Annotated in this window: 8 protein-coding genes; 2 read left to right on the top strand and 6 right to left on the bottom strand. The window is 63.6% G+C overall.

Going from position 1 to position 13,423, the window contains the following annotated elements; all coding sequences use genetic code 11:
* Positions 1-3 precede the first annotated feature (3 nt).
* Positions 4-891 carry an ABC transporter ATP-binding protein gene (locus C7435_RS11735; protein WP_121211687.1) on the bottom strand — a complete coding sequence of 296 codons (888 nt, stop codon included), beginning with the start codon at positions 889-891 and terminating at the stop codon, positions 4-6.
* Between the two features lie 208 nt (positions 892-1,099).
* On the opposite strand from C7435_RS11735, the gene C7435_RS11730 reads away from it, so the two are divergent.
* Positions 1,100-2,923 (top strand): ABC-F family ATP-binding cassette domain-containing protein, encoded by a 1,824-nt coding sequence (locus C7435_RS11730; protein ID WP_121211685.1) that lies wholly within the window; start codon positions 1,100-1,102, stop codon positions 2,921-2,923.
* Between the two features lies 1 nt (position 2,924).
* Here C7435_RS11730 and C7435_RS11725 read toward each other — a convergent pair whose 3' ends face one another.
* Positions 2,925-5,588 carry a M14 metallopeptidase family protein gene (locus C7435_RS11725; protein WP_121211684.1) on the bottom strand — a complete coding sequence of 888 codons (2,664 nt, stop codon included), beginning with the start codon at positions 5,586-5,588 and terminating at the stop codon, positions 2,925-2,927.
* A 73-nt stretch (positions 5,589-5,661) separates the two neighbouring features.
* The gene (locus C7435_RS11720; RefSeq protein ID WP_121211882.1) at positions 5,662-7,632 is read right to left on the bottom strand and encodes an alkyl/aryl-sulfatase; all 1,971 of its coding nucleotides are present in this window, start codon (positions 7,630-7,632) and stop codon (positions 5,662-5,664) included.
* 178 nt (positions 7,633-7,810) lie between these two features.
* On the opposite strand from C7435_RS11720, the gene C7435_RS11715 reads away from it, so the two are divergent.
* Positions 7,811-8,497, top strand: a complete 687-nt coding sequence (locus C7435_RS11715) for a Crp/Fnr family transcriptional regulator (protein WP_075191354.1) — start codon at positions 7,811-7,813, stop codon at positions 8,495-8,497.
* Here C7435_RS11715 and C7435_RS11710 read toward each other — a convergent pair.
* Genes C7435_RS11710 through C7435_RS11700 form a run of 3 tightly spaced genes read right to left on the bottom strand, consistent with a single transcriptional unit; the run spans position 8,471 to position 13,069 of the window.
* Positions 8,471-10,306: an adenylate/guanylate cyclase domain-containing protein gene (locus C7435_RS11710; protein WP_170150452.1), complete on the bottom strand. Its 1,836-nt coding sequence runs from the start codon at positions 10,304-10,306 to the stop codon at positions 8,471-8,473. The genes C7435_RS11715 and C7435_RS11710 overlap by 27 nt on opposite strands.
* Before the next feature lie 47 nt (positions 10,307-10,353).
* Entirely contained in the window at positions 10,354-10,962 is a 609-nt protein-coding gene (locus C7435_RS11705; RefSeq protein WP_075191356.1) for a hypothetical protein, read from the bottom strand.
* Between the two features lie 58 nt (positions 10,963-11,020).
* A complete protein-coding gene (locus tag C7435_RS11700) occupies positions 11,021-13,069 on the bottom strand; it encodes a toll/interleukin-1 receptor domain-containing protein (RefSeq protein ID WP_121211681.1) in 2,049 nt (682 codons plus the stop codon).
* Positions 13,070-13,423 lie beyond the last annotated feature (354 nt).

Below are 13,423 nucleotides of genomic sequence, written 5' to 3'. Positions count from 1 at the left end.
GACTTAAGCGGCCGCCGCAGCGGACTGGCCGCCGCGGATGGTCGAGAAATACACATCTTCCAGATCCGGCGTCGCCGTCGCGAAATCATCACCCGGCTGGCTGTCGGCCAGGACACGGATCATCACCTGCCCCATGGTCAGGCGTTCGGAGATGACGTTGTGGCGGGTGCGCAATTCGGCCAGATCGGACTTGGCGGCCGTCTTCGACCAGACCTTGCCGTCGAGCGCCTTCACCAGATCGGCCGGCACGCCCGCCGCAACAATCTTGCCCTGGTTCATGATCGCCATTTTCGGGCAGAGATCGGCGACGTCCTCGACGATATGGGTCGACAGGATGACGACGACATTCTCGCCGATTTCCGAGAGGAGATTGTGGAAGCGGTTGCGCTCTTCCGGGTCGAGGCCGGCGGTCGGCTCGTCGACGATGATCAGTTGCGGGTCACCCAAGAGCGCCTGGGCGATGCCGAAGCGCTGGCGCATGCCGCCGGAATAGGAGGCGACGGATTTCTTGGCATGTTGGGAGAGATTGGTCTGTTCCAGCAGGGCTTCGACGACCTGTTTGCGTTCCTTGGCGTTGGTCAGTCCCTTGAGGACGGCGAGATGGTCAAGCATGGCCCGCGCCGACATGCGCGGATAGACGCCGAAGTCCTGCGGCAGATAGCCCAGCGTGGCGCGTAGTGCCTTAGGGTCCTTGACGATATCGATCTCACCGAAGGTCGCCGTACCGCTGTCCGGCGCCTGCAGGGTTGCCAGGGTGCGCATCAGTGTCGACTTGCCGGCACCGTTCGGGCCGAGCAGACCGAACATGCCCTTGGGAATGTCCAGCGTGACCCCGTCCATGGCGCGTACGCCATTGCCATAGGTCTTGGTGAGATTGTTGATCGTCAGCATGATTGTCCCTCGCCCGCTCGCGCCGGCGTCCCTCTTGTGTCCCTTTGGGCGAGAACCTAGGCCGCGCCCCATTATGGCGCAAATGAGGCTTTGTTCAGGATTGGCGAAAGGGGGACGCTGGACCCGGATTGTCCCCCCTCCCGTTTTCGAGCCGGAATCCTGCCGGAAACGGGTGACCCGCAAGCCGTGGACTTGTATGCGGTGACACATGGCTCCACCGCTTCTCACCCTCCAGAATATCCACCTGACCTTCGGCGTCACACCGCTGCTCGCCGGCGCCGACCTGCAGGTTGAGGAAGGCGAACGCCTCTGCCTTGTCGGCCGCAACGGGTCAGGCAAGTCCACCCTCCTGAAAGTCGCCGCCGGACTTGTCGAAGCCGATGAGGGCGATCGTTTCGTCCACCCGTCCGCGACCGTGCGCTATCTCGAACAGGACCCAGACCTGTCCGCACACGCCACGATCCGCGATTATGTCATGTCAGGCTTGGCGCCCGGCGATGCCGACTATCGGGCCGACTATCTGATGGAACGCCTCGGCCTGACCGGCGACGAGACGCCGGCACAGGTATCCGGCGGCGAGGCCCGCCGCGCCGCGCTGGTCCGCGCCCTGGCACCGGACCCGGACATCCTGCTGCTCGACGAACCGACCAACCATCTCGACCTGCCGGCGATTGAATGGCTGGAAGTGGAGCTACGCCACTGTCGCTCGGCCCTTGTCCTGATCAGTCATGACCGCCGTTTCCTAGAAAACCTGACCCGCAAGACCGTCTGGCTCGATCGCGGCCAGACCCGCCAGCTCGACCGAGGCTTTGGCGAATTCGAGAGCTGGCGCGACACCGTGCTGGAGCAGGAACAGGACGAGTTGCACAAGCTCGACCGCAAGATCGTTCGCGAGGAAGACTGGCTGCGCTATGGCGTGACTGCCCGCCGGAAGCGCAATGTCCGCCGCCTCGGCGAGCTCAACGCCCTCAAACAACAACGCCGCGACCATCGCGGCCCACAAGGCACCGTCAAGCTGGAGACATCCGAGGCCGGCGAAAGCGGCAAGCTGGTCGCCGAGGCCAAATCCGTCTCGCTGAGCTATGGCGAACGCGCCATCGTCAAGGACTTCTCGACCAAGATCGCCCGCAATGCCCGCATCGGCCTCGTGGGACCCAATGGCGCCGGCAAGACAACGCTGTTGAACATTCTCACCGGTCAGCTGGAACCGGATGCCGGCACTGTCCGCCTTGGCACCAAGCTGGAGATTGCCTCACTCGACCAAAAACGCGTCGCCCTGAAGGACGATTGGACCCTGTCGGAAGCCCTGACCCAAGGCAGCGGCAATCAGGTCGAGGTCGGCGGCAAGACCAAGCATGTCGTCGCCTACATGAAGGATTTTCTCTTCCCGCCGGAACAGGCCAACACGCCGGTCCATGTCCTCTCCGGCGGGGAACGGGCGCGGATCATGCTGGCGCGGGCGCTGGCCCTGCCGTCCAACCTGCTGGTGCTCGACGAACCGACCAATGATCTCGACCTGGAGACGCTCGATCTCCTGCAGGGCCTGATTGCGGACTATGCCGGCACGGTCTTCCTGGTGTCGCACGACCGCGACTTCCTCGACCGCTGCTGCAGCGCCGTCTTCATCGCGGAAGGCGATGGCGTCTGGCAGGAATATGCCGGCGGCTATTCCGACATGGTCGCCCAGCGCGGCGCCGGTGTGAGCGCCCTCGACAAGACCGGTGGCAAACAATCCGGGTCTGCAAAGGGCGCTGCAAAGCCTGCCTCTGCTGCCGAGGCCAAGCCGGAACGCCGCCGCATGGCCAACAAGGACCGCTACGCCCTCAAACTCCTGCCCGCCGAGATCGACAAGCTGAGCGAAGAGATCGCCAAGCTCGAAGCGGACATGGCCGACCCGGCTCTCTTCGCCGACAGCGCCCGCTTCGCCCAGGTCTCAAAACGCCTCGGCGAAGCCCTGCAGGAACGCGCCGACAAGGAAGACCGCTGGCTGGAGCTGGAAGCCCTGCGCGAGGAGATCGAGGGCGGGGGCTGACCTATCTCAGCGCCCGCGAATGCGCCGGCCCCAACAACACCGCGTTGAGCAAGAGCAGGTCCAGCCCTTCGAGATAGGCCCGCGTGGTCGGTGACTGGGTGATGGCGACGACCTGGCCGGACCCATGGCTGGTCGACAGCACGAAGGGTTTCAGGGCCAGCTGGTCGGCATATTCGTCCCACAGATAGCCGCCGGCGATCAGCTCGTCGCGGGCCGCAAAGCGCAGCGCCGTGGTGGCATCGTCCAGCGAGACCGGGGCGTAAATGTCCGAACCGGTGACCAGGGCCGCGGCGCCGCCGCCATATCCCGATGCCATCCAGGCATTGGGGTTGGCCGTAACCTGCACCAGGGCGCCCGGCGACGAGTCCGGCAAGGCACCGGCTTCAGCTTCGAGCACGCGCAGCTCGCCTTCATTGGCGAGGACCGTGCCGTCGACGACCGGGCCGGTTCCCGCCGCTCCGTCGCGCGGTGTATCGGCGGCCCGCTCGCGTTGCGCCGGGATCAGGCCGACATCGCTCGACGCCAGCCAACGCGTGGCATCGCCGAGACCGACGACGACACCACCCTCGCTGACAAAGTCACGGATCGCCGATGCGCCGGAATTCCCCAACGCGCCCGACAGACCACCATAACCCTGCTCGGGCAGGATGAGCACATCATAATTGCTCAGCCGGGCGCGCCCGACCGTGCCGGTGCGGATCACCGAAACCGGAATATTATAGCGCCGTTCCAGCACATAGCGGGTCGCTCCCGCCGAGGTCGGATCCGTGCCCTCATCCCACAGCATGGCGACACGCGGCGCCCGCAGCGTGCGGAAATTGTCACTGCCCGGATTGGGTCCTTCATCAACCCAGCTCGACGACATGCCTTCGAAACGGGCGCCGCTTTCGGCGGCCAGACGGTTGACCAGCGCGTCGAGATCAGCCGGCGCACCAAAACGCGGCACCACAACGGACCCGCTCGGGAAACGCCGATCGCCGATGCGGAAGGGTTGGCCGGAGGTACGCATGGCGATCCCGGCCTGCCCCAGGGCGGCGACCAGTCGGGCCTGACCGGCATCGCTCCACGGAATGACATAACCCCATTCGGCACTGTCGGTGGTGGTGACCCGTTCGATCGGCATTTCCGGCTCGACCGGCTCGGCGGCGATCGACGGCGTGCGGCGGCAGGTCGTGGCGTCGACATTGTTCATCAACGGCAGCGACCATGCGGTCACGTCGTAAAGCTCATGCCCCAGACCGTCAGCACGGCGACGTTCCTGCTCGGCCATGAAATCGGCGGGCAGATCAGTGGTTGGCTCCATCAGCGTCCGGGCGAGCCGGCCGGCCGGCTGGTCGAAACGGACCAGGAAACCACCATCCTCAAAACGGGCGCCACAGACCGATGTGCCGGCGGCGATACGACCGACTTCAATGCCCTGGGCGGCAAGATTGCGGGCCATGCGCTCGGCGCCCCAGCGATTGCCGCTGAGCGAGAAGACCATGGCCTGCGGGTCATCGACCGACGCCGCGGCGCTGGCCCGGAATTCCACGAAATCTGTGAGGAAACGTTCGCGGTTCTCGGCCACCACCTGGGCGGTCGAGAGCGAGGCAACGAAGTGATGATTGACGCCGTCGGCATAGGTCAGCATCGAGCCATCGCGGCGACGCCACGCCAGACCACGGGCCGAAGCCTGCTCATAGGTCATGGCGACCGCGCCCTGCAGGGTCGGCCACATGTCGCCATAGCCGGGATAGAAGGCGTCATAGACTTCACGGGTGAAGAAGGCATAGCCCAAGCGGTCGAACCACGTCCCGTGATTACGCCCGATCAGCGCTTGCGCATCGCGCTGCGACTGCACGATCTCCGGGTTGAAGGGCTCGGCGGAGGGCGCGAAGAAATAGGTGCTGTCGCCGCTCATCTCATGGGCATCGACGACCACGACGGGGCGCCAGTCGAGAATCGCATCGGTGCGGCCACGGGTCTCCGGCTGGGTGCGGGCAAACCAGTCGCGATTGAGGTCGAAAAGATAGTGATTATAGCGCCCGCCCGGCCACGGCTCGTCATGTTCGGCGGTATAACGGTCACCACTGAATTCGAGACCACGCGCGGCGCGGAAGGACTGGATGAAACGGTTGCGACCATCCGGATTCTGGGTCGGGTCGATCACCACGATGGTGTTGTCGAAAATACTCTCGACCATCGGATCACCCTGCGCCGCCACCAGGTGATAAGCCGTGCGAAGGCCGGCATCGGTCGACGAAATCTCATTGCCATGCACGCCGTAGGACAGCCAGACCACCGCCGGTAGATCCGCAATCAATCTGTCCCGACTGGCCGCGTCCAGTCCGCGCGGGTCGGCCAGACTGGCCAGACCGGACCGGATTTCGTCGGCACGCGCCAAGACATCAGGGGCCGCGATGACGGCATAGACCAGCGGCCGGCCTTCCCAGCTGCGGGCATATTCCACCACCTCGACCCGGTCCGGCGCGGCGGCTTCGAGCGCATAGAGGTAATCGACCGCGTCCTGTGGCGGGGTGATCTCTTCACCGAACTCATAGCCGAAAGCGGCCCGCGCATCGGGAATCGCCGGGTCGTATCGTGTCTCGAACGGTGTCGACTGCGCGAACGCGCCTCCGCTGACGGTGAAAAAGGCAAGGCTGGCAGCGAGAATGGCGCGGTACATGGAACCCCCCGGGATCATTGAACTTCCACTTAATCAGGTTTTCCCGTCCGGGGAAAAGCCTGCTGTCCACCGCTCACGGTGTGACGATGGCAAAATCCGGTTGCGGCTGTTCCAGCATGGCGAAAAATCCGAGCAGGGCCAACCGGTCACCGGTGATGGCAAACTGGTCCGACCCGATCATCTCCATCAGCCCCGCCTCCTGCTGCAGCAGGCGCAGCCAGAAGGCTCGTGTCAGCGTCACACTGGCATCGGCATCGGCAACCGCTTCGGCCTGTTGATGGTGCATCACGCCGTTGGACAGACGGATGACATGGGTCTCGCCAACATCGGCGAAGACAAAGTTGAACACCCGGTCACGCCGGGCCGCCCGGTTGCCGTCGAGCCGGGTCGCCATGGCGGCAAAGAACATGTCCAGCGGGATGGATTGCAGGATGGCCGATCCCGCCGCCGTCGCATCCACCGCTTCGACACCGTGACGCAATTCAAAAGCTCCAGTCAGATAAAAATCACGCCAGGGCGCGGATTCGGCGGCATAGCCCAATTGCTCATAGGCCCGGGCCAGCACCTCACGCGCCGCATCCTCGCGCGGCGCCGCGAAAACCGCATGCTGGGCCAGCTCCGCCGACCAGCGATACTCGCCGGCATCGAGTGCCTGGCTGGCCTGCATCACGACAGCATCAACGCCGCCCAGAGCCTCAACATAACGCTGCGCCGCTTCAACGCGCGGTATCGGGTCAAGATGTGCGGGCACGCCATCAAACCAACCGAAATAGCGCTGATAGACCGCCCGCGAATTGTGCTTGAGCGTGCCGTAATAGCCCTGCACCGCGAACACCCCGGCGAGGCTTTCGGGCAGGGTGATGGTCTCGGCGATCTCGTCCGGACCCAACCCTTGCGCCGCCAGTCGCAGTGTCTGGTCATGGATGTATTTATAGACATCGCGCTGAGCGGTCAGAAACGCCCGGCTCTCGGACTGGCCCCAGACCGGCCAGTGATGGCTGTTGAAAATGACCGATGTCCGCGGCCCGAACCGGTCCAGCGCCTCAGCAATGGCGGCCGACCAAGCCAGGGCATCGCGCACCTCGGCCCCGCGAAGCGTGTAGAGATTGTGCAGGGTGCGCGAGACCAGTTCGGCGCCGCACCAGGCCCGGAGGTCAGGGAAAAACACCGTCAGCTCGGCCGGCGCCTCGGTCTCCGGTGCATACTGGAATTCCATCCGGACACCGTCAATTTCCAAGGTCTGGCCGGTCTCATCAATCACATGGGTCGGCGTCGCAATCGTGTGGGTTCCCAGTGCCGGATGCTTGCCCAGACCCGATCCGACATGACCGCGCTGCGTACGCGGCAAGCGCGTGCCATACATGTAGCCGGCCCGCCGCCCCATCACGATCCCGGCCATGACATTCTCGCTGACCGCCGCCTCCAGGAAACCGGCCGGGGCAATGATCGGCGTCTCCGGCCCCGCGACCGCGCCGATACCGCCAAAATGATCGATATGGGAATGGGTCAGAATGACCGCGCTGACCGGGCGGTCGCCCAATTCCCGATTGACCAGATCGAGCGCCGCCCGGGCCGTCTCGACCGAGGTCAGCGGATCAATGATGATCCAGCCGGTCTCACCCGTGATCACCGACATGTTGGCGAGGTCATATCCGCGCACCTGATGGATGCCGGGCTCGACCTCGAACAATCCATGGATCTGGTTCAGTCGGGCCTGGCGCCAAAGGCCGGGATGGACACTGGCCGCCGGCTCCGGGGCGAGAAACCCATAATCTGCGGGGCGCCAGATGACCGCGCCATCCGGGTCGGTGATTGTCAAATTCTCGTCGCTGGCGACAAAACCGCGATTGGCCAGTGCCTCATCCTCGGAGGGCAGACCGTCAAGGGTTCGGGCAAGGCGGGCATTGGCCTGTGCCGTTGCGTCCGATGCCGGCAGGAAACCCGCCGCATCCGAGCCTGAGGTCACATCGACCGCTGCCTGACGCTCGCCACACCCCACCAATATCAACGCAAGCCCGGTCAGGGCACCCAAGAATAACCGCATCTTCTCCTCCCAGAGAACAGTGTTCACCCACGCTAGCCATCATTTCGGCAAATGGCGATTCCAATCCCGGGCGAGCGCAGGACAAGCGACCGAATTTGCTGGCATTTTCGTGTGAGATATCTAGTTTCGGGTGTCGGGCATCGCGACGCGCGCCCGGCGTCGGCCCGCGAGAGGACCCATGAAGCTCGACACGGCCTGGAACCTTGCCCTGACGGATCTCGATATCCGCGAGGAGGCGGCATGCCTTGGCATGGCGAGCCAGGCCGAACGAAGCCGTGTGGCCGCAGGCACTGTCATTATTGCCCAGGACGAAGCCGATGATCGGGTCTTCCTGTTGCTGGGCGGGCGCGCCCGGGTCGTGTTGCTGTCGGAAAACGGGCAGGAAATCTGGCTCGATGCCTTCGAAGCCGGCGCTGTGTTTGGCGAGCTGGCCGCACTGACCGGGCAACCGCGAATCTCCGGCATCATCGCGGAAACCGAATGCGATCTGGCCATTTATAGCGGAGAGGCGTTTTTCGGCCTGATACGTCGTCACGGCGAGATCGGCCTCGCCCTGTCCCGCGTTCTGGCGCGCCGGGTCCAGCACACCACCCAACGCATGTTCGAGTTGTCGGCCCTGTCGGCGCCCGGCCGCATCTATGCCGAATTGCTGCGCATGTCGAAACCGGTCGGATCCGACGGCAGCGCCCGGGTCATCGCACCGGCTCCGTCGATGAAGGAGCTGGCCTTGCGTGTGAACTCCACACGCGAAACTGCCTCGCGAACCATCAATGACCTGCAGCGAAAAGGCCTGCTTGAGAAACTGCGTGACCGGATCGAACTCGTAGACCCCGACCAACTAGACCGGTTGCGTGGATCGAGCTGACCGGCTGCGACGCAGATTGGCGGCTGCATTCGCCGGCAAGGCCCGCAATGCGTAGAGCCGCTGGTCGGGCATCACTGCATCAATCCGGATCTGGCCGACATATTCACTTCGGAACGCATAGGACGACATGGCGAGTGCCGCCGCGAAGGCTTCGCTGACGAAAATGGACCCGGGAACCGTGACCGCCTCGATCCGCGCCGCGACCGCAACCTGTCCGCCAAACAGGGATGGCCTTTTTTGCAACGGGTCCTCGCCTTCATGCACGGGGCCGAAATGACCGGCGATCCGCAGGCCGAGCGACGGCGGCAGGGCGTGTTCATCCATGTCGATATCGGCAAAGGCCTGCCGCAGCGTATCGGCTGCGCGCGCCGCGTCTTCCACCCGGTCAAAGGCCAGGAACATGCCATCCCCCCAGCTATCGGCATGGACCGGTGGGTCCGCCAGCGCATCGCAGCACGCAGCAAGGGGTTTGAGCACCGCCTGCACGAAATGCGGCACGCGATCATCGGGCACCGAAGTCGAGCCGGCCACATCAAGAAAAAGCATGGCCCGCATGGCCGGGCGAAAACCGGGCTCGGGATTTTCATCGGCAGCGGGCTTGGTGCGGATCGATGATCGCTGGCCCGGATAGGGCACACGGACCTGATCCAGTCCGCAGACGCTCCAGACATCCCGGTCATGCAAGGTGCCAAAACCCGCCGGGGTTTCGGCATCATCCGCTTCAGACACCAGTATCTGCAAGGGTTCGGTGGCGAGGACACTCGCTCGCATACGCGCCATGCCCATGGCAACAAGACTGGCGAAGTTCAGCGTCTGAACCGAAACAATACGGCGGTCCGACGTCAGTTCGACCACTTTTTCAGCCTGTTCGAGACAGGCCTCGAAGCGGTGCACCCAGGCCTCGCCGAAGGGCCGGACCGAGGCGTCCAAGAACGCCGGAACCGGGGCCGGCAGCACCACATTCAACTCGCAACCCCGCGCCAGGGCGGCTTCAGCGATAACGATATCCGAGCCGGCAGCCAGCGCCCCGTGGACAGGCCCCACATGATGGCGCGCCAACATCAGCTCGACCGTATCACGCAGCCGGCCTTCCTGGCCCTTGTCCAGTTGCCCCTCGCCCGCGCCCAAGCCGAAAATATGGCCTGCATAGTGCGCCGGACGTGGTGGCTCAAGCGGCGCAAGCCAATCTGAATCGAGTCCCAGGACGGCGACCAGCAACCTTAACTGCCGCAAGGTCGTGGCATGTGCCAGATGATTGTCGGGGTCCAACCGGAAGGCCTCGCGAAGCGTCGAACGGGCGGTCGGGAGGTCGCCAAGAAGGAGATAGGCTTCGGCCTGCGATGCTTGTCGATAATATGCCTGTTCGCGGGACGCCGTGGCGGTATCGAAACTACCGTAGAGCACCTTGCGGGCGTAGATTTCAGCGGGCCCCGGATCTCCGGCCAGCATGTACATGCTGGCGGCGTTGATCGCTGGGTAGTGGCCGCCGGTCCGCGCGTGCACATCAGCGTAATTGCGGGCACTCTCACGGGCGAACCGGGCGAAAGCTTGACCCGACGACTCGAGTGCCAGCGCTTTGAGGAGACGTGCGCCGACGGCGAGACAGTCCTCATCATGGCGAATTTCAGCGAGCCGGTATTCATGATAGGCGGCGGACGCTCGCTCGAGCGCCCCCGAGCGGATCAGACACAACACGGCGCGATGCTTGAGCCAAAAATCATCAGGACGGTCACGAAGACCGTCCTGACAAAGATCATAGGCCCGGGCGAGATCACCCTGGTTGAAACGGTCAATGATCCGCTCACGCACGCGCCCGCTCCGGGCTAACGGCATCACCCGGCGGACTAAGCCACCGATCAGGGCGGCGTGAGGCGGATCGACGGATCGATAATGACCCGTGTTTTCTGCTCACCGGCATCTTGTGACGCCGTGATGAAGAGCGCGTATTCATAGTCGGCAGGCGCCTCAACCGGTTTGGTCTGAATCTGGAAACTGTAGGGCTTGCAGTTTTCACCATTCAGGGTCAGCCAGTCCAGCCCACAGAACTGTCCCGAGGGGTCGATCCCCTTGAACTTGATGCGCGCCTCTTCAAACCCCCAACCCGGAATATGGACATTGAAGATGATCCGGGTGTTGCCATGCACATTCTGGTCAAAGGGGCATGGATTGGTAGCAGAACAAGGCGTCCACATGCCCGCCAGGGCCGCTGCCACCGCCGTGCGCAATGTCGCGCTGTCAGCATTGGCGAAGTCATTCACGGTTTCCGCAAAGATCACAAAGATCTGGGCGATCTCCGCATCGTCAAACATTTCCCGCCCGGCATCGCTACCGTTCATGACGGTGAAACCGTCGCTGGCCCGAGCGATCAGGCTGATCTGCGTCTGCGTAGGTGTCAGGCCACACGCGCCCAACAATTCTTCCTGGACGATGGACCCGTCGAACGCGTCCTTGTCGATCACAGCCATTTGGATGTCCCCCTCTGGCATTTCGCGAATCCCGACCCGCCTGCAGGGTCGGCAGAGTTTACTGCGCGCTCGTGAGCGCGCCTTCGAGCGATTCCCGAGCATATTCTAGCTCGGCAGCGGAATCGGTCCGAATCCGGTCACGAATGGGATCGAGGCGGCGCACAATGTCTTCACGGATACGTCGCGCTTCCACGCTTTCCCCCTGTGCATCAAGCACATCTGCCAACGTGTTGGCTCCAGCGGAATAATAGTAGGGTGCGCGCTCCAACGCGCCGGACCAGTCATCGACCTGACCCAGCGTGGTCAACATGTGCTCCACCGAGGTCTGCGCCGCAACATAATCCTCGCGAGCCGCAAATATGCGCGCTTCGATCAGGCTGGCATGCAGACGCGTGATGGCAAAACGGGCGCCTTCTGCCGCGCCCCAGGCCTCATGCGCCATAAAGCCGGTCGCTGCCACATAGGCATTGCGCGCCGCTTCAATCCGGCCGTTATACAATTCGGCCTGGGCCTGCCAGAGACGTTCGCGCACGCCGATCAGCCGCCATTCCAGATTGTCCGGCTCATGGGCGATCAGCGCCGCCGCCTCGAAGGAGGCCGGTTCAAGAATTTGGAGAGCCCGTTCAAGATCGGCCTCAGGAGTGCGCCAACCCGGAGCGATCAGCAGGCGGGCCAACGCATATTCTGCAGCAATGACAGCCCGGCGAACACGCCAGTCATCGGTCGGATCAACCCGACCACTGTCATACAGCGCCAATTGCTCTTCGATCACGGCAATAGCCGCGTCGCGCCCGTCCGTAATCTCCGAGATTGATGCGACCCAGGCCAGCGTTTCGGCGACCTCCATCCAGGCGGGATCATTGTCCGGCCGACCGTCGGCGATGATGCGAAATTGCTCGAGCGCAGCGCTGGCCGCGACCAGCGCCCCATCCCAATTCCGCTGCGCCGTCTGCAGCGTACCGATATTGGAATGCGCATACGCGACTTCAGCCTGCCATTCGGAATTGGCCGGATCGATCTCAAGAAGGCGATAGGCCAGGTCGCGATATTCGACAAACCGGCGCTCGGCCATGTCCAGATCACCCCGGCGCCAAGCAAAATAGCCAACCCAGTAACTACTCTGGGCGTGCTCATATATGCGCTCGGCCATGGTCGGTTCGACCGCCAGGATGCGACTGGTCGACTCATAGGCGATCCGGAAATGCTGATAGGCATTGTCGAGATCACCCTGGGCGCTGTCGATCTCGCCAAGGAGATGGAATGCGCGCGCCCGGCGGCCAAGCTCGTCTGTGGTCATTTCACGATCGGTCTGGCCATCATAATATTCGATCACCTTCGCCCCGACAGCGTCCAGCGCGTCGAGCCGACCCACCGGTTCCAGATTGTCTCGCAGATCATTCAGCATAAACTCAATGAGGTCCTCGGCCTCAGCCTTGCGCCGGATTGCCTCGGACCGGGCCGAGGCGGCCAGCAGCGTCAGTGTCGCCATGATAGCCGAAAGCAACAAGGACGCGCCTGTGATGGCGGTCACACGCCGATGGCGACGCTGGAGATCCCGCTGGATCAGCTGATCGAGGCTGATTCCGAGCAGTCCGGCGACCAGTTTGAGCAAGGCCATGCGACGTCCGTCAGCCTTGCGACGCATGTCAGCCGCGACCGGTTCGGCCACCGTTGCACCATCGACACCGGGTTCCAACAAGGCGGGCGGGAAGCAAGTCTCGCCCGGTTCCGCCTCCGGATCGGAGTCGGGATTGCCGGCCAGAACAGCCGCAAGCACCACACCACCCGGGTTGAGCTGTCGATAGGCGCGAATCTCCTCGTTGACCCAACGCGAAACAACCGCATCGGGTGAACAGACCACAATCAGGGCATCGGAATTGGCAAGCGCATCCCGCACCGAGGCCGTCAGGTCTCCGGTCGCAGCCAGATCTTCGCGATCCCGGAAAATCGGGGTCAGGCGCCGCGGAACCGTGCCTTGCTTCGTTTCTCGACCGACCAGGCGCGACGGAATATTATAGGTTTCCAACTGTCGGTGCAGCCAGCGGGCGAATTGCTGATCGCGATGGCTGTAACTGATGAATGCCCTGTAGCGTGTGCCCACACTCATGCCCGGCCCCCAAATCGCAGACCGACATAATTGGCGGTTCGCACGCCCTGTGCAACCAGTAGCCGTCACCACAAACGCCAACAAACAAAGCTTTCAACACGTTTCCGGTGTCTCCGGGCCTGCTGCGCCTGACCGGGATGGTGCTGCACTTCGTCATGGGCACCACGGTCGCTGCGCTCGAACGGCGTCGGGTCCGGCGACAGCTGTCACCCTGTCTGACTGAAGACTCCCGTGGTGAAATTTCGACACCAACCAGCCCGCATCCCGCGCAACTTTCGGTCGGCATCGGCCCAATTGCGGCGGGACGCAAGGCGAAGTTGGGGCTTCGCATGGGCAAGGACTTGCGCCCCGCCG

It is taken from the genome of Maricaulis maris, assembly GCF_003634045.1.
Taxonomy (GTDB): domain Bacteria; phylum Pseudomonadota; class Alphaproteobacteria; order Caulobacterales; family Maricaulaceae; genus Maricaulis; species Maricaulis maris.
Note: the sequence above shows the minus strand (reverse complement) of the source record. Positions and strands in the feature narration are given on the sequence as shown.

Bases quoted from the DNA above. Each gene is read 5' to 3' on its own strand.
- C7435_RS11735 (WP_121211687.1), bottom strand. From the start codon at position 891: ATGCTGACGATCAACAATCTCACCAAGACCTATGGCAATGGCGTACGC.
- C7435_RS11730 (WP_121211685.1), top strand. From the start codon at position 1,100: ATGGCTCCACCGCTTCTCACCCTCCAGAATATCCACCTGACCTTCGGC.
- C7435_RS11725 (WP_121211684.1), bottom strand. From the start codon at position 5,588: ATGTACCGCGCCATTCTCGCTGCCAGCCTTGCCTTTTTCACCGTCAGC.
- C7435_RS11720 (WP_121211882.1), bottom strand. From the start codon at position 7,632: ATGCGGTTATTCTTGGGTGCCCTGACCGGGCTTGCGTTGATATTGGTG.
- C7435_RS11715 (WP_075191354.1), top strand. From the start codon at position 7,811: ATGAAGCTCGACACGGCCTGGAACCTTGCCCTGACGGATCTCGATATC.
- C7435_RS11705 (WP_075191356.1), bottom strand. From the start codon at position 10,962: ATGGCTGTGATCGACAAGGACGCGTTCGACGGGTCCATCGTCCAGGAA.
- C7435_RS11700 (WP_121211681.1), bottom strand. From the start codon at position 13,069: ATGAGTGTGGGCACACGCTACAGGGCATTCATCAGTTACAGCCATCGC.